The sequence below is a fragment of the Paraburkholderia sp. JHI2823 genome (genome assembly GCF_038900695.1).
In the GTDB taxonomy this organism is placed as follows: Bacteria; Pseudomonadota; Gammaproteobacteria; order Burkholderiales; family Burkholderiaceae; genus Paraburkholderia; species Paraburkholderia mimosarum.
Genome location: NZ_JAYMRY010000046.1, coordinates 40,401 through 57,924 on the forward strand (window position 1 = coordinate 40,401; position 17,524 = coordinate 57,924).

The 17,524-nt window shown below is 63.6% G+C and carries 12 protein-coding genes and 1 rRNA gene; 3 read left to right on the top strand and 10 right to left on the bottom strand.

Going from position 1 to position 17,524, the window contains the following annotated elements; all coding sequences use genetic code 11:
- Positions 1-9: 9 nt before the first annotated feature.
- From VSR34_RS32345 to VSR34_RS32360, 4 genes are all read right to left on the bottom strand, one after another.
- Entirely contained in the window at positions 10-1,521 is a 1,512-nt protein-coding gene (locus VSR34_RS32345; RefSeq protein ID WP_342964540.1) for an efflux transporter outer membrane subunit, read from the bottom strand.
- A gap of 2 nt (positions 1,522-1,523) precedes the next feature.
- Positions 1,524-2,795 carry an efflux RND transporter periplasmic adaptor subunit gene (locus tag VSR34_RS32350; protein WP_342964533.1) on the bottom strand — a complete coding sequence of 424 codons (1,272 nt, stop codon included), beginning with the start codon at positions 2,793-2,795 and terminating at the stop codon, positions 1,524-1,526.
- Positions 2,792-6,022, bottom strand: a complete 3,231-nt coding sequence (locus VSR34_RS32355) for an efflux RND transporter permease subunit (RefSeq protein WP_342964534.1) — start codon at positions 6,020-6,022, stop codon at positions 2,792-2,794. Before VSR34_RS32355 ends, VSR34_RS32350 begins: the two co-directional genes overlap by 4 nt.
- A gap of 246 nt (positions 6,023-6,268) precedes the next feature.
- On the bottom strand, positions 6,269-7,324 hold the full coding sequence (locus VSR34_RS32360; protein ID WP_081716188.1) for a LysR family transcriptional regulator: 1,056 nt from the start codon (positions 7,322-7,324) through the stop codon (positions 6,269-6,271).
- 288 nt (positions 7,325-7,612) lie between these two features.
- Between VSR34_RS32360 and VSR34_RS32365 the strand changes: the two genes are divergently transcribed.
- Positions 7,613-8,320, top strand: a complete 708-nt coding sequence (locus tag VSR34_RS32365) for an MgtC/SapB family protein (protein WP_028214137.1) — start codon at positions 7,613-7,615, stop codon at positions 8,318-8,320.
- Between the two features lie 187 nt (positions 8,321-8,507).
- Entirely contained in the window at positions 8,508-8,759 is a 252-nt protein-coding gene (locus VSR34_RS32370; protein ID WP_028214136.1) for a GlsB/YeaQ/YmgE family stress response membrane protein, read from the top strand.
- Between the two features lie 90 nt (positions 8,760-8,849).
- Here VSR34_RS32370 and VSR34_RS32375 read toward each other — a convergent pair whose 3' ends face one another.
- The 3 genes from VSR34_RS32375 to VSR34_RS32385 form a co-directional block, all read right to left on the bottom strand.
- Positions 8,850-10,382: an acetyl-CoA hydrolase/transferase family protein gene (locus tag VSR34_RS32375; protein ID WP_028231893.1), complete on the bottom strand. Its 1,533-nt coding sequence runs from the start codon at positions 10,380-10,382 to the stop codon at positions 8,850-8,852.
- Positions 10,383-10,576: 194 nt separating this feature from the next.
- Positions 10,577-10,798, bottom strand: a complete 222-nt coding sequence (locus tag VSR34_RS32380; protein WP_028214135.1) for a hypothetical protein — start codon at positions 10,796-10,798, stop codon at positions 10,577-10,579.
- A 130-nt stretch (positions 10,799-10,928) separates the two neighbouring features.
- Complete coding sequence (locus VSR34_RS32385) at positions 10,929-13,133, bottom strand: FUSC family protein (RefSeq protein ID WP_342964535.1); 2,205 nt, start codon at positions 13,131-13,133, stop codon at positions 10,929-10,931.
- A 169-nt stretch (positions 13,134-13,302) separates the two neighbouring features.
- On the opposite strand from VSR34_RS32385, the gene VSR34_RS32390 reads away from it, so the two are divergent.
- Positions 13,303-14,316, top strand: coding sequence for a LysR family transcriptional regulator (locus tag VSR34_RS32390; protein ID WP_042290931.1), 1,014 nt, complete (start codon positions 13,303-13,305; stop codon positions 14,314-14,316).
- 73 nt (positions 14,317-14,389) lie between these two features.
- On the opposite strand, the gene VSR34_RS32395 is transcribed toward VSR34_RS32390, so the two are convergent.
- The 3 genes from VSR34_RS32395 to rrf form a co-directional block, all read right to left on the bottom strand.
- The gene (locus VSR34_RS32395) at positions 14,390-15,499 is read right to left on the bottom strand and encodes a cupin domain-containing protein (protein WP_342964536.1); all 1,110 of its coding nucleotides are present in this window, start codon (positions 15,497-15,499) and stop codon (positions 14,390-14,392) included.
- Positions 15,500-15,757: 258 nt separating this feature from the next.
- Positions 15,758-16,846 (bottom strand): amino acid permease, encoded by a 1,089-nt coding sequence (locus tag VSR34_RS32400; protein WP_342964537.1) that lies wholly within the window; start codon positions 16,844-16,846, stop codon positions 15,758-15,760.
- Positions 16,847-17,417: 571 nt separating this feature from the next.
- Positions 17,418-17,524, bottom strand: a 5S ribosomal RNA gene (gene rrf, locus VSR34_RS32405); the annotation flags it as partial.

Below are 17,524 nucleotides of genomic sequence, written 5' to 3' on the forward strand. Positions count from 1 at the left end.
TTTCACGACTCAGCCTCTATCCGCCGCCTTCTGCACTTCGCGGCACGTTCCCGCGCTGCACGCCACCTCACGCTCGCTGGCGCTCCAGCCGCCGCCCAGTGCTTTTGCCAGAAAGACCACCGTGGCCACCTGCTGCCCGTGAATCTGCACTTCCTGGCGCTCGCTGGCAAGCAACTGCTGCTCCGCATTGAGCACGTCGATGAACGCGACGAGTCCGCCCTGATAACGGTCGTTGGCGAGATCGAGGGACTTGCGTGCATCATCCACGGCCGACTGCCCCTGTGTCGATGCGCGCTCTAGCACCGAGAGACCCGTTACCGCATTTTGCACCTCCTCGAACGCGGTGAGCACGGTCTGTCGATACGATGCCTGCGCCGACTCGTAACCGCCCTGCGCGAAATCCACACCCGCTGCGCGTTTGCCGCCGTCGAACAGCACCTCGCTGGCCGTCGCGCCCACGGACCACATCAGGCTCGGCACCGAGAAAAGACTGCCGAAACGCGTGGATTCCCAGCCAAACGTGGGGGAGAGCGTGATGTCGGGAAAGTACGCCGAGCGCGCGACGCCGATCTGCGCATTGGCGGCCGCCATGGCCCGCTCGGCCGACGCGACGTCGGGCCGCCGCTGCAACAGCTCGCTCGGCAGGCCGGTGGGCAGCGCCGGTACCGGCAACGGCGTGACCTTCCGTGCGATCGAGAACTCGGGCGCGGGCTGGCCGACCAGCACGGCAATCGCGTTCTGCTCCTGCTGGCGCTGATTTTCGAGCAGATGCACCTGCGTGAGCGTCGCGGCGAGCTGCGCCTTCTGCTGCAGCAGTTCGAGACCCGAAACAGCGCCGAGATCGTGCTGCGCGGTCACGAAATCGAGCGCCCTTTGCTGCGATTGCGCCGAGCGATTCACCACGTCGATCTCATTGTCGAGTTCGCGCATGGCGAAATAGTCGGTGGCGAGTTCAGCGGTGAGCACGAGGCGCGCGTTGGCGAGATCGTCGCTCGCCTGCTGCGTCGAGGCTTGAGCGGACTCGACCATGCGCCGGATGCGCCCGAACAGATCCAGCTCGTAGCTCACGGTCGCGCCGACGGCAACCTGGTTTTGCACCGTCGATGTATTGGGCGTCGCGTAGTTCGTGAGCGGCCGGTTTGCGGAAATGCGCTCGCGCGCGAGGCTCCCATCGACGCCCACCTGCGGGCTTTGCTGCGACGAAACCGATGCCAGCGTGGCGCGCGCCTGGGCGTAGTGAGCGGCGGCCACGCGCAGCGTCTGGTTGCCGTCGAGCGCGGCAGTTTCGAGGCGGTCGAGTTCGGCGTTGTCGAACGCCTTCCACCATTGCGGATCGAGCGGCGCATGCGAGGGCTGCGCCGCGTGCCAGTATGAATCGGCCGAATCGATTCGCCACGCCGCCGGGCTTTCGGTTTGCGGGGCGTGGTAGTCGGGGCCCACGGTGCAGCCCGTGAGACCGATCGCACTGAGCGCCGCGGCGTATGCGAGCCACGTCAGCCGTTGCGGCGTGTGTCGCGGCATGCTCACGTCGCGCTCCGTTTCGGCGCCTCGCGCGCCGCATCGGTCTTCGCTTCGCTCTTCGCTTTGGTCATGTTCGGCGCGACCACCACGACGCTGTCGCCATCGGCGATCGAATCGCTCGGGTTCAGCACGACGCGGTCGGTCGCTTCGAGCCCGCCGCTGATTTCGAGCGTTTGCCCGAGGTCCAGCGCGATTTCAACGGGTTTGAGCTTGACCTTGCCATCGGCATCGACCACTGCGAGACGCGGGCCCTCGGAGCGGAACAGTAGCGAGTTGGCCGGCACCGTGAGCAAGCCTTTCGCGTCGGTCTGCAATGCGGCCTGTACGTACGCGCCAGGCAGCAGCTTGCCGTCGTGATTGGGCAGCGCAATTTCGGCCTGCAGCGTGCGCGTAGCCACGTCGATGGCCTCTGCCGTACGCGTGACGGTGCCGTCGAAAGTGACCCCCGGCAGCTCCTGCTCGGTCACGCTCACGTGCTGGCCAACCGCCACTTGCTGCGCGTAGGTCTGCGGCACGTCGAGGTAAAGGCGCAGCGGATCCGCCTGCGCGATCGAAAAGAGCGCATGCCCCGCGCCCCCATTGCCCGCGTTCACGAGGTCGCCGATATCGACGTTGCGCTGCGTGATGATGCCCGTGATGGGCGCGACGATACGCTGAAACGATTTCATCTGGGCGAGGCGGCGCACGTTCGCCTCGGCGGCGGCGAGGTTCGCCTCGTCCGTGTTGAACGCACCCTGACGATCATCGAGCTCCTGCTGCGAGACGGCATCGCGCTGGCGCAGTTGCTGCGCGCGATCGAACGAGGTCTTCGCCAGCGCAAGTGTCGACGCGGCCTGCTCGCGCTGCGCCTCGGCCTGCGCGAGTTCCTGATCGATCTCGGGCGTATCGATCTCGGCAAGCAGCTGGCCTTGCTGCACGTGCGCGCCGATATCGGCGTACCAGCGCCGCACGTACCCGTTCGCACGCGAATAGATGGGTGCTTCGACATAGCCGCGCAGCGTGCCCGGCAGCACGACGCGACCATCCGCGCCTGCCGCGACGGGTTGCACGACGCTCACGTACTGCCTCGCGTTCTGCTTCGTCGCCTCGGCGAGATGGTGGGCGTTCATGAGGTTCGAGACGACCGTGCGCGCCGCGCCCGCCGCCAGCAGCAGCGCGACCACGATCACCGCGAGGCGCGCGCGCTTGGCCGCCTGGCCGCGCGCCGGCAGGTCCATGCCCTGCTCGCCGCCCACGGTGAAGTCGAGAGATGAATGGTGGTGAGGTTCGTTCATGTCATCGGCCAGTTTTGACTTGACGTGTCGCCACGCGCACCATGCCTGCGCGCCTCGCGCTCGCGCTTCGCGACGGCACGGCGGGCGAGCCGCGTATGCACGGTCGCAAACATAAGTGGTACGAAAAATAGTGTGGAGACCGTAGCGAACAGCAGGCCGCCGATCACCGCACGCCCGAGCGGCGCATTCTGCCCGGCGCCTTCGCCGAGACCGAGTGCCATCGGCACCATGCCGATCATCATTGCGAACGCCGTCATCAGCACGGGGCGTATGCGCGTGGCGCCCGCTTCGAGCGCGGCCGCGAGCGGCGTCGCGCCGCCGGCGAGACGCTGGCGCGCGAACGCAACCACGAGAATGCTGTTCGCGGTCGCCACGCCCACGGTCATGATCGCGCCCGTGAGCGCGGGCACGCTCAGGTGCGTGCCGGTGAGAAACAGCATCCACGCAATGCCTGCGAGCGCAGCGGGCAACGCGCTGACGATGATGAGCGGATCGGCCCACGACTGGAAGTTCACGACGATCAGCAGGTAGACGAGCACCACCGCCATCGCAATGCCGATGCCGAGACCCACATATGATGAGCGCATCGTGCCGATCTGCCCGCGCATCGTGATGGTCGTGCCGCGCGGCGCGTGCGCCTGCACCTGCCGGACGATGTCGTTGATGTTCCCGCCCACGGAACCCAGATCGCGGCCCTCCACGCTCACGAGCAGGTCGATCACGGGCCGGATGTTGTAGTGGGTGACAATGGCAGGTCCATCGTGCGGTTTGAGCTGCACGAGGTTGCTCACCAGCTGCAGCGGTGCGTTGGCGTTCGCGCTGCGCGCGGAAACGGGCGTCCCCATTACCTCGTTCACGGAGGTTTCGCGATACTGCGGCGTCTGCACGGTGAGCGGGTATTCCACGCCGGTTTGCGGGCTCACCCAGAACGCGGGCGAGGTCTGCGTGCTGCCCGAGAGGGCGATCAGCACGTCCTGCGCCACGTTCTGCGGGCTCAGATTCAATTGCTGCATACGCGTGCGGTCCATCGCGAGCGTGAGCGCGGGTTCGTCGTTGCGCTGCTCGATGTGCGCATCGACGGCGCCCGGCAATTGCCGCACCTTCTTGAGCAGCGTGCTCGCAAGCGCCATGTTCTCCCCGGGATTGGCGCCCACGACCTGCACGTCGATTGCCGCGGGTTGCCCGAAGTTGAGAATCTGCGTGACGATGTCCGCGGGCTGGAAGAAGAACTCGACGCCCGGAAAGCGCTGCGGCAACAGTGCGCGCAGCTTGTCGATGTAGATGCGCGAGGGGTCATGGTCGGGCTTCAGCGCGATCTGGATCTCGCCGTCGAGCGTGCCCATCGTCCCTGCATTGCTGTACGAGAGATTGATGCCGCTATACGGCAGCCCGAGGTTGTCGACGATCGTTTCGAGCTGGTCGGGCGGCACGACTTCGCGAATCGTCTGCTCGACCTGGTCTGCGAGTCGCGCGGTCTCCTCGATGCGAAAACCCGTTGGGCCGCGCATGTGCAGTCGAATGTTGCCCGCATCGACGGAGGGAAAGAAATCGCGGCCGAGGAAGAACACGAGGCCGAGCGAAAGCAGGCAAAACGCGAGGAACGTACCGCCGAAAAACTTTCGGCGCGAGAGCAGCAGGCTCAGGAGCGCGATGTAGTTGGCGCGCACGCCCTCGAACGCGTGATCGAAGCGCCAGTGTATGCGCGCGAAGAGCGAACGATCCGCGCGCTGCGTATGCGCGGCAGGATCGTGACCCTCGAACAGCAGCATGGCGAGCGTCGGCACGAGCGTGCGCGAGAGGATGTACGACGCGATCATCGCGAACACCACGGCCTGCGCGAGCGGCACGAACAGAAATCGCGCCACCCCGGTGAGGAAGAACATCGGCACGAACACGATGCAGATGCACAGCGTCGAAACGAGCGCGGGCACCGCGATTTCACCGGCGCCATCGAGAATGCCGTCGTGCAGCCCCGCGCCCAGATGCAGGTGGCGCTCGATGTTTTCGATGGTGACCGTTGCGTCATCAACGAGTATGCCGACCGCGAGCGCGAGGCCGCCGAGCGTCATGATGTTGATGGTCTCGCCCAGTGCGTAGAGGACGATGATCGAAGCGAGAATCGACAGCGGTATCGACACGGCAATGATGAGCGTGCTGCGCCAGTTGCCGAGAAAGAGCAGGATCATCGCCGCCGTGAGCACGGCGGCGATTAGCGCCTCGCGCATGACGCCCTGCACGGCGGCGGAAACGAACACCGACTGGTCGAAGAGCGGCTTGACGACGAGGTCGGCAGGGAGCGTGTCGCGCGCCTTCGGCAAAAGATCGCTTAGCGCGCCGACCACCTGGAGCGTGGAAGCATCGCCACTCTTGAGGATCGACATCAGCACGCCGCGCTGCCCGTCCTGGCGCACGACGTTGGTCTGCGGCGTAAAACCGTCGCGCACGTGCGCCACCTCGCCTAGATAGGTGGTCGCGCCATTCACAGTCTGCACCGGAATGCGGTTCAGCCCGGCGATCGTATCGGGCGACGCATTCGTGTCGACGCGATACTCGGTTTGTCCGAGCTTGGCCGTGCCGGTCGGCAATATGAGGTTCTGCGCGTTGACGGCATTGACGATATCGGCAGGCGTGAGGCCCTTTGAGATGAGCGCGCGCGTGTCGAGGTCCACCGAGATCACACGCGTCTTGCCGCCGTACGGGTAAGGCACCTGCGCGCCGGGAATCGTGATGAGCTGCGGGCGCAGGAAGTTCATCGCAATGTCGGCCAGGGCCTGCTCGCTCATCGACTTGCTCGAAAGTCCGAGCTGGATCACCGGAATGCTCGACGCCGAATAGCTGATGACGAGCGGCGGCGTGGCGCCGGGCGGCATCTGCTTCACCTGCGCCTGTTCGGAGGCAACGGCTTGCGCGATGGCCGTTTGCAGGCTCGCACGAGGCTGCAGGAACAGCTTGATGATGGCGATGCCCGGCAGCGACTGGGATTCGATGTGCTCGATATTGCTGACCGTGGTCGTGAGGCTGCGCTCGTTGACCGAGGTGATGCGGTCGGCCATGTCCTTCGCGGAGAAGCCGTTGTACGACCAGATGATGCTGATGACCGGAATGTTGATGTTCGGCAGCACGTCGGTGGCCATCGACATCAGCACGAACGGCGTAGCCAGCACGATCAGAATGGCCATCACGATGAACGTGTAGGGCCGCTTCAGCGCGAGATCGACAATCCACATGTCAGCGTTTTGGACAATTCAGGCGAGAGGTTGAGACGCAGACGCATTCGTCCATCGGGTGCCGCATGCCAGGCAATGGCGGTGGCGGATCGCCGGCGCCGACATGACGAAATTGACAGAGAACACACGAGCCGCGCGAGAGCGCAGAGCGATCGCTGCTAAAACGGTGGAAAGCGGCCTCGCGACGCGCCGTACGGCCATACCCGCGAGAATGGCGCTTCGCGAGCACATCCCTCTGTAACTGCTTCAATTCACGAGGCGCAATCGCTCCTGGTCGTGCAACTGGCGCCCGCTGCGGCCGCGTCTGGATTGCTCCCGCGCATGCGAACCGTGCGAGCCCGCGTGCGCCTCTGCCTGGCGGCGCACCGGCGCGTCGCGGGCGATGAGCGCGGCTTCCTGTTCGGCAAGGACGAGCGGCACTTTTTCGCGGAGAAACTCGACGAAGGTGCGGATCTTCGCATCCAGATAGCGGCGCGAGGCATACAGCGCGTAGATATTGAGCTTCTGAAGCGTGTGCGTGGGCAGCACACGCACGAGGGTGCCGTCGGCGAGACCGGGCAGCGCCACCGGCACCGGCAGCGGGCCGATGCCCATCCCTTCGCGTATCGCGAGCGCGAGCGCTTCCGGGTTGTTCACCTGGAACGGCGTCACGCCCGTGTGCCGGAAGGTCTCGCCGAGTGGGCCTTCGGAGACCCATTGGCCAGCAGGCAGACTCGCATCGGTGAGATGCAGGCAGGTATGCGCCGCGAGATCGTCGAACGATCGCGGCACGCCGCGCGATTGCAAATAGGCGGGCGAGGCGCAGAGAATGGCAGCCGTGCTGCCCAGATGCTGGGAAATCAGCGCGGAGTCCTCGAGTTCTGCGGCGACCACGACCGCCACATCGAAGCCCTCCTCGATGATGTCGGGCATCTGCTGCGCGATCGTGAGGTCGACCGAGACCTCCGGCAAATGCTGCTGGTAGCGCGCGATGAGCGGCATCACATAGTGCTGGCCGAAACTCGTGCCGCCATACACGCGCAGCTTGCCCGCGGGGTTCGCCTGGGCGGCGGCGGCTTCGGCCTCCGCCTGCTCGATGTCGGCGAGAATGCGCTTGCAGCTCTGAAAATAGCGCTCGCCCGCTTCGGTGAGCGACATGCGCCGTGTCGTCCGATTGAGAAGCCGCGTGCGCAGCCGCGATTCGAGGTCGGTCACCGCGCGCGAGACTTGCGCCGTCGTCATCGTTTCGCTCGCCGCAGCGCGCGTGAAGCTGCCGGACTCCACCACCCGCATGAAGACCCGCATATTGCGCAGCGTATCCATCAGAGACTCCTGTCGATCCGAAGCTGGCGCTTTCGCGCCATGCTCCGGTCCCACGCAAGTTGATTGCTTTCCATTCGGCCAGCCCCCGTCTCGAACTGGATGGGACCAGTTTCGCTCAGGAGCCGTGGCCTCATGCTGACTCGAACATGACAGCGCGGACAGCTTGGCGCAGCGCCCCGTCCCGCGTATGATCCACGAGCCCACGGGGTGTACGCCGATGCCCCCGTCAAGCCTTGCGCGAGAGCCGCAAGACGTGGGCGGCCGTCTGGCGCTTTTCATGACAAAACGATGACTCTCGAATTCACCATTCGCCTCCTCGCGGCATTCGCCTGCGGCGTCGCCATCGGACTCGAACGCCAGATGCGCCAGCGCACGGCCGGCCTGCGCACGATCACGCTCGTGGCGAGCGGCGCGTGCCTGTTCGTCACGCTCGGCGTGCTGACCGGCAATGGGTCGAGCGGCGTGACGCAAATCGCGGCCTATGTCGTTTCGGGCGTGGGCTTTCTGGGCGGCGGAGTCATCATGCGCGAGAAAGGCTCGATTCAGGGCATCAATACCGCCGCGACGTTGTGGTGCTCCGCGGCCGTGGGCGTACTGTGCGGCGCCGGTCACTACGGTCCGGCGGTCGCCGGCACCGCCGTCGTGCTGCTCACGAATACGGTGCTGCGCGAGGTGAGCCGCATCATCAACGCAACGCCCGTTTCGAATGCCGACCTCGTGCGCGCCTACGTGCTGACCGTGGTTTGCCGCGAGGAAGACGAGGTGCATATCCGCACCGTGCTTTCGAATTCCATGTACTCCACGCCGCTTTCGTTTCAAAGCCTCACGAGCGAAGACATGCCCGGCGATCCGCAGCGCCTGCGCGTGACCGCGACGATGCGGCTGCATCCGAAATACCAGTCGAAGCTCGAACTCATGGCGAGCCGCCTGAGCATGGAGAAAGGCGTTTCCAGTGTGAGCTGGACCGCCGCGGAACCCGAGATCGCGCCGGAGTAATGCTGCGGGTCTGCATTCAACCGCATTCCTTACGAATGCATTTCCGATTCATTGCGATTCTTTAAATTATCCTCGGCAATATTCAGGAAGCGTCAATTCTGGGCAGGTTTCGTGGACGCGTATGCGCCCTTGGACTAAGCTCCACTCACCGTGATTCATTCACGCCAACAAAGGGGAGTCTGTTCATATGCAACACGGCATCATTGCCTGGCTCATCATCGGCGCAATCGCGGGCTGGCTCGCTGGCGTCCTCGTCAAGGGCGGCGGTTTCGGATTGTTCGTCGATATCATCGTCGGCATTGTCGGCGCGTTCATTGGCGGCTGGCTTGCGGGGCTGCTCGGCATCCATATCGGCACCGGCATGATCAGTTCGATCATCACCGCGATCATTGGCGCGGTCATTCTGCTCTTCGTTATCCGGTTGTTTAAAAGAGCATAGCGAATCCGCGGTATCAATAAAAAACGGGAGCAGCCCTTCAGCTGCTCCCGTTTTGTTTTGGATGCGTCAGAATCGCTGGCGCGTCATCCCTTATGCGTTGACGGCAAGTCCACCTTCTCCCGTCGCGTTGGGCAGCATCGAGCCGGTTTGATTGAAGCGCAAATGCATTTCGTAAGCACGTGCGAGATCGTGCGGCGTCTGACCGCCGATTTTGAGCGCATCGCGATAATAGTCGCGCAGCACGTCGCGATAGAGCGGATGCGCGCAACGCTCGATGATGAGACTTGCGCGTTCGCGGGGCGCGAGGCCGCGCAGGTCGGCGAGACCCTGCTCCGTCACGATCACGTCCACGTCGTGCTCGTTGTGATCGACGTGCGGCACCATCGGCACGATGCTCGAGATGCGGCCGTCCTTTGCGATGGCCTTCGTCGCGAAGATCGCGCACGAGGCATTGCGCGCGAAATCACCCGAGCCGCCAATGCCGTTCATCATGTGCGTGCCGCCCACATGCGTGGAATTCACGTTGCCGTAGATATCGCATTCGAGCGCGGTGTTCAGCGCGATCAAGCCGAGGCGGCGAATCACTTCCGGATGGTTGCTGACTTCCTGCGGGCGCAGCACGAGCTTGTCGCGATAGCGGTCCAGTTCGGCTAGCACCTGGGCCTGGCGCGAGGCGGAAAGCGTCATCGAAGCGCCCGAAGCGAACACCATCTTGCCCGAGTCGATCAGATCGAACGTCGAGTCCTGCAATACTTCGGAGTACATCGTGAGTGCTTCGAATGGCGAATCCACGAAGCCCGAGAGCACCGCGTTCGCGATGGTGCCGATGCCGGCCTGCAGCGGCGGCAGTTGCGCGCTCATGCGGCCGTGCTTCACCTCATGTTGCAGGAACTCGATGAGGTGGCCGGCAATGCGCGCGGTTTCCTCGTCGGCCGGCAGCACCGTCGAAGGGCTGTCCGCTTCGTTCGTGATGACGATGGCCGCGATCTTCTCGGGCGGGATCTCGATGGCGGTCGTGCCCACGCGGTCTTCGGGCCGCACGATCGGCAGCGGATCGCGATGCGGGCGGCGGCCGGGGATCCACACGTCGTGCAGGCCTTCGAGCGCGAGCGGCTGCGCGAGGTTGATCTCGACGATCACTTTTTCCGCGAGAATCGCGAAGCTCGCCGAATTGCCGACCGAAGTCGTGGGCACGATCGCGCCGGTTTCGGTGATCGCCGCGGCCTCGATGATCGCGAGGTCCAGCTTGCCGAGCAGGTTCGCACGCAGCATCTCCACGGTTTCCGAAAGATGCTGGTCGACGAACATCACCTCGCCGCGGTTGATCGCCTTGCGCAGCGTGGCGTCGACCTGGAACGGCAGGCGGCGTTCGAGCACCCCTGCTTCGGTCAGCATGCGGTCGACGTCGTGCCCGAGCGACGCGCCCGTCATCAGCGTGATGCGCAACGGCTCTTTCTCTTCGCGTGCGCGGCGCGCCAGTTCGATCGGCACGGCCTTCGTGTCGCCGGCGCGCGTAAAGCCGCTTGCGCCGACGCGCATGCCATTGCGCACGAGTTGAGCCGCCTCGGCGGCCGACGTGATCTTTCCGCGCAAAGCGGCACAACGAATACGGTCTTCGTACATCATAGTCTCCACAAACTCTCTGATCGCCTGGTGGCCATTTTCAGGTCTCGGATCGGCGGCCGTGCACTGCGGTTTGACAAAACACTGTTGCAAGTTTTTTGCAGCCACAATGCGCAAAGCCGCGGCGCCCCTGTGAAGGCGTCGCGGCGAAAGATGTCAGCGTGCGCCGGCACATGGTGTGCGGGCTCCCGGTCTCAGCTACCGAAGTAGATCGTGCAGAAGCTGACCGGGCCAACGCATTCGTCCTGACCTGCGGGCTTCGCGATAGCGCGATTGGCGGGCGCCTGCGCGGCCTGCGGGGCAGCCGATTGCGCGACCTGCCCGGGACCGCTCGCTGCCGGTGCCTCGTTCTGTGCATGAGCAGCGGCAGCGGCAAACAGCGAACAGACAACAACAGCGATCTTTACGGACTTCATTTTCCTCTCCAGTGCTAACGGGTACTGCGAAAGCAGTGATGTGACTATATGACTCGGGGTCGTATTGATTAAGCAGGCTGGTTGGAACGGATACTTCCAGACTTTGGCAAGATCGCGCGAGCCGCCTTTTTCATTGTGTTTTCAACGACCTGGCAAGCTGGCGGCGCGCCAAAGGACCAAGCGGCGCGTCGCGGTCGAGCAGCGCGCTACGGATGAAGTGCAGATGGCTGAGCAGTCGCTGCACCTCGTGCCGCCGCTCGCGCTCGTGATGCACCGTTGCCAGGGCCTCCTGGCCGATCCAGGTCGCCGCACGCACGGAGATGAGCGCGCATTCGAGCAAGGCCCCGTCCGGATGCTCAAAAAGGCGTGCAAGGTCTTCAAGCACACGTTCTAGCGCGGCGTTCCAGCGCGGGTCATGACGGCCGAGCCAGGCGGCCGTCTGTGCCTCGTTGCGCAGATCGACGACGGCATGACCCACTTCGAGGGTGACGAGCATCCACCGCAACGCGCGCCGGTGAGCCTGATGACGTCCGCTCAGCAGCAACCTCAACTGGTGCATCAGGTCATGCGTACCGGACTGGAATCGCTGCCCGAGGCCTTCTATGTCGCCATGGCAAGCCAGGACGACCTGGCCGCGCAACGACACGCATATGCGCTCGACGAGCCAGTCCATATGCGGCGGAAATACCACCAGGAAGGCTAGCGAGGCCACCAGCATCGCGGCGACGACGGCGATGCCGTTGTTGAGCAGCAGATCCGGCGTGTAGGCGATCACGTTATCCGGCCCCGCGAGCAGACAGAAGAACACCGCGAAACCGATGCCGTAGCCCGCTATGCGCGGCCGGGTGGCGAGAAAGGCGCCGATTGCCAGCACCGGGGCGAGCGTTGCACACAGCAGGGGGAAGCCATCGACATTGGGGTACACGTAGCAGGTGAAGAGATAGCCGGTCACCGCGGCAAACGCCGCGCCGACGGCCATCTGCACGGCCATGCGCGACGCGCTCGGCGACGAAGAGGTCAGCGCGCAGGTGATCGCGGCGGCGATCATGGCGAGGCCGCCGCTCGGCCAGTCGGTCTCGACCCAGAACCAGCCCAGGGCCGCCACCACCACGGCCGTGCGCACGAACGTGAACGCCACGACGTACCAGCTCGTGCGGGGCATGTAGCGCGCGACGCGTGACTCCTGCGCGGGCCACGCCTCCATCAGCGACGCCCAGGTGCGGCTGTAGCGCACGATCTCGGTCGTGAAGCGGTAGATGAGTTCGGCCGAAGTATCGAAGTCAGGAAGCGCATCGGGCAGCGCGCTTTCGAGTGGACGGCGCGTCTCACGCACGTGACGCGGCAAGGTGCGCTGGAAGGCCTCGAGTCCTTCCGCAAGTCGCAGGGCGTAGGTCCGATCGCTCTCTTCGCGACGCGGCCGCTGCGCGAGCAGTGCCGCGAGCTCGCTGAAATAAGGCGCGAGCGGCGCGATCGCCGCGTCGCTCCAATGCAGCCGTTTGAGCAGCTGACGCAACGCATGCAGCCGCGCGCAAGCGTCCATGAACTCGGAGTTCAGGCGCGAGAGCAGCCCGCTGCGCGAGCGCATCGTCGGGTCTTCGAAAAACGAGAAAGCGCGCGTGGCTTCGAAACCGACGACATCGTCGACGAGGCTCGCAAATCGCCCTTCGAATACGCCCCTTTCGAGCCGCCCGGCCAACACCGCCGAGGCGAACGCAGTAAAATTGACATAGCGTGATCGCAAGGTGCGATCGAGTAGCGAGCCCAGCTGCCGGGGCACGATCACCGCACTGACCATACCGGAGCAAAGAATCCCCACGGCCACTTCGGCCCCGCGCCCAAGCGCGGCAAGAAAGAGACCGTTGGGCTGCATCACGAGCGGAATACCGATCAGCGCCGCCGTATAGCCGGCGAGCACGAAACCGTACCAGCGAAAATGGCGATTTCTCATTGCAGCGGCCGTACAGGCGGCCACCCAGCCCGTCATCCCAAGAATGTAGAGTTCGGGCTGCTGGACGAACACGGCGCCCAGCACCACCGCCGCGATCATTCCCACGGCGGTGCCAACGATGCGATAGACGCTCTTCGCGAACACCATGCCCGAGAGCGGCTGCATCAGCACGAACACCGTCGTCATTGCAATGCGGGGCTGCGGAAGATCGAGCAGCATTGCAATGCCCATGGCGAGCAATCCGGCGGCGACCGTTTTCAGCAGATGAATCCAGATCGCGCCATCACTGACATGCCAGTCGCGCAGCGCCCTTCTGGCGGCGCGCCATATGATTTCCGCGCGCCGACGCGAGTCGATCGCTCGATGTATCGCAGGCTGGCGGCTCATGAAAAACGCTCGGGCTGTTTCGAAGACAGGGGCCGATTGTAGGAGCGTCAATGCGCCGCATTAATGGGACGCGCGGGGAACCTCCGTTCCAGAACGCTCAACAATGGCGAGGCCCGGCAGGCGGACAATATCGTTTCTGTACCGAATAAAACAAGGTCAAGAAGGTCTGATGGATACGTTACAAAACATGCGCGTGTTCGTTCGGGTCGTGGAAGCGGGTAGCTTCACCGCTGCGGCCCAGTCACTGAACTCGACTACCGGCGCGATGTCACGCGCGGTATCCGAACTCGAGGCGCATTTGCGCACCCGCCTGCTCAACCGCTCGACGCGCCGGCTAGCGCTCACGCCAGCGGGGGAGCGGTATCTCAAACGCTGCTCGCAGATTCTCGCGGACGTCGATAGCGCAGAAGAAGAAGCGAGCTGCGCGCACGAACGCCCGGCCGGCGCGCTGCGCATGCACAGCTTCGCGAGCATTGGCCAGCAGTACGTGCTGCCCGCAATTTCGCGTTACCGCGCGCTGCATCCCGAGGTAACGGTCGAGCTGACGCTCTCGCAACGCATGCCGGATCTCTTCGAAGGCAGCAGCGATGTCTCGGTGGTGACGGCGTCGTCTTTGCCGAACTCCGATCTCGTCTCGCACCAGCTAGGTTCGACGTACAGCATCTTGTGCGCATCGCCGGGCTACTTGCATACGCACGGCGCGCCGCTCACCCCCGCCGATCTCTCGCATCACGATTGTTTGATTCTGAAGTCGCCGGCGTTTCCGGCGCACGAGTGGACGCTCGAAGGGCCCGAGGGCAACGTCGAGATGCACGTGGACGGACCTGTGCAGGTGAATATCGCCGAATCGCTCGCCGTCGCAATACGCGAAGGCATGGGGATTGGCATGCTGCCGGTCTACGCGGCAATCGAAGGGCTGCGTAACGGGACACTCGTGCGGGTACTGCCGCTGCACAAGCTCCAGAAGTCGAACGTGTACGCGCTCTATCCATCGCGTAAGTTCGTCGATGCGAAGACGAAGACGTGGGTGGAATTCCTGCGCGCCCATCTTCCGCAGGTCATCGCGCGCGATCTGGCGCTGCTCGAAGAGCTGACGCAAGAGCAGCTTGCGGACGAGGTGGAGCATGTGGCATTGGCGAAGGACGCGGCGCTCGCAGCCGCCGGACCGAAAGCCGTGCAATAGGTTGCGTCATTGAATGCTGCGGACACAAAGAGCCGTCCAAAGGACGGCTTCTTTGTTTGCCGGCGCGTGTCGATCAGGCCAGTTCGAACGTGGCAGGCAGTGTCACTTCGAGCAGTTCGAGATCCGCGCTGCAAGCGGCAAAACCATATGCGAGACCGCCAGGAAGAGTCAGACTGTCGTCCGCGCGCAGCGCGTGCGAACGACCCTCATGCTCGAGAGTCAACGACCCGCTCAGCACGAAGAAGAAGCAAAACTCGGTGGCATGGCAGCGCACCGTTGCCGGTTTCGCCTGCGCCGGCCGGACAACGCGAATGCCGGCGAGCAGCCCATTCGTCGCAGCACCAATTCCCGTGTCGGTCATCACGAATCCGTCTGAATTCCAGGGCCGCCATTGCGCTTCCCCGGCGACATGGCGCACAAAGCGCTGGCCGCCGAAATCATGATCGCGCGGATAAATTTCCGTCGGCAATGTCATCTGGTGATCGACTATCGTAATGTGTTCGGCGGGGCTACTGATTTCGATGACCTCCGCACCTGCCGAACTTTCAAGCACGCGATGACGGATTTCCGGAGGCTGCAGCACGCAATCGCCGGATTTCATCACGATCGGTTCGCCCTGACCTTCGTAGACAACGCGCACCCAGCCCTTACGGCAGAAGATCGCCTGGAACCGGACCTTGTGATAATGCACGTAGTCCGGCACCGGACCTCCTTCAAGAATGCGGATGTGCGACGCAATAAAAGCTCCGCCGTGCCGGTTCGGGAGCAGGTCTCGATAGCGCAGGCCAGCCCGGCCGATGCTCCACAATACGTTGTCAGTCGCCGAAGCCAGCACCAATTCCTGGCGGGTGGCCGGCAGCCGCATCGGCGGGTCGGCATGGACAAGCCGGACGACAACGCCATTCGGCGCAACCAGTTCGCGCTTGCCATCGAGGTGTCGCCCAGGATCGACGCACAACAGTTGTAGCTCACGCACGCCACGATCAGGTGTGCCAACCGAAAGCCGCAGCGTCAGGTTGTGTGCCGAGAGGATCGCTGTCTTCGGGCTGTCGGCCGGAAAAATCGCGTCGATCCGAAAGCCGAGTTGATCGGTGAATAATTTCATCGTTTCAACGAGATCCGTGCAGGTCATCGGAACCTGGAAGCCGCGGATATCATCGATCAAAGATTGGGAATCGGTCATGATTTCGTGTCACATTAAGTAAAGACGGCCGCCGGGCGGCAGCATTGACGCCGGAAGAGTGCCATCTGCCCGGTGGCGGCCCCGTCAGGACGCACGAGATGCCGACACGGCGCGGGGCCCGCGACTCGGGCCTGCAATGTGACAATCGGATAAGTTCCACAATCGCAGCATGAGGCGCCCCAACGTTGCGGTGTTGCTCGACATCCGCTGAGAACTGCTCTCGTAATTGACGCATGACCCCCTCTTCCTCGTCCAGAATCAGGTGCCAGCGACATCGGCGAGCAGAGCCTGCGCAATCCGCTTGCGATAGACGAAGTAGACCACCGAGACCGCCGCGAGCCATGGCACACCCACGATCCACGAGATGTTCCAGAACTCGGTGTCGAGGCCCATTGTGACGAGAATCGCCACGAGCAGCGCGATGCCCGTGATCTGCGCCACCGGAAAGAACGGCATCCGGACCGGCAGCGTGCGGCCACGCCACGCGCGCCGGAAACGCAGGTGCGTGACGAGAATCACGATCCACACGAAGATGCCGCCGAAGAGCGCGATGCCGAACAGGTAGTTGTACGCGAGCGGGCTGAAGAACGACACCCCTGCGGCAACCAGCGTGCCGACACCCGAAATCAGCGTCGCGACAAGCGGCGTGCCGTTGGCCGAGAGCTTGCCGATCCACGACGGCGAGTAGCCGCCACGCGCCAGCGAAAACAGTGTGCGCGACGACAGATAGATATTCGTATTCATGCTCGACAGGGCCGCCGTGATCACCACGAAGTTCATGACACCTGCCGCGTGCGCAATGCCAGCATGGGCGAACAGTTTCACGAACGGGCTTTGCTGCACGACCTTCGCCCCCGCTTCCGTCCATGGCAGATACGCCACCATGATGCCCAGCGCGAGAATATAGAACAGGGTGAGACGCAGCACCATCGAGCGCAATGCTTGAGGAATCGCCTTCGATGGATCCTTCGCCTCGCCCGAGGTCACTGCCACGATCTCCACGCCATAGAACGAGAAAATCGCCATCAACACGCCCATCCAGACGCCACCAAAACCGTGCGGCATGAAGCCCCCCGGGAGCCCTGTGAGGTTGCGCATGCCCACCGCCGCCGTGCCCGTGCCGATGCCGAACAGATGCGAGAGACCAACCACGATAAAGGCGAGAATCGCCACCACCTTGACAAGTGCGAACCAGTACTCGAACGATGCGAAGTTTTTTACCGAGCGGCAATTCACGTACACAAGCGCGATGCCAAACGCGATCGACCACATGCAGACGGGCACGCCCGGAAACCAGAAGCCCATGTAGATGCCCACGGCGATGGCCTCGCCACCCACCGCCACCACTTCAATGACCCATTTGACGGGTGCTAGCGTATCCGCAGAGGCCCTCGCAAAAACTCGAGGAGCGTCTCAACACACGGAGTTTCTGCAGAGCATACTGACAGAGGCCGCCTACAGTGAATTCGCACGCGACTGCGTCAAAAGAATAGATCGTATGTATTCCTATGTATTCTGAACCCGGGTCGACAACACAGCCCACGCGCGTAGTATGCGGAGCAATCAAATGTCTTCGAGACGAGGGAACCTTAGTGGGGTCGGGCTGTTGTTAGCGTCAAGTTAAGCGCGGCCGTGATCGCGTGTCTCTTGCGCAAGGTCATCAAGCGATCTCGCGCTGCTCGAATAGCTGACTCAAGATCAAGCAGGCGAACGACGCGGCGCGCGCAGCCGGCGTGCCGAAGGCCGTACAGAAGACCATATTGAGAATTGGGTCGAGGATGGCTGGGGCGGCATCAGAAAGGTGTCGCAGGCAAATCCGCAGGGGCATTTTCCGGCTGCTGCTTTTGCGCACGCCCAAACGCCAGAACCCCGGCGCTCATTGAGAGACACCGGGGTTCTGGACGGTACGGCATGAGGAGCCTGACGATTACCTACTTTCACACGGGCAATCCGCACTATCATCGGCGTGGAGTCGTTTCACGGTCCTGTTCGGGATGGGAAGGGGTGGGACCGACTCGCTATGGT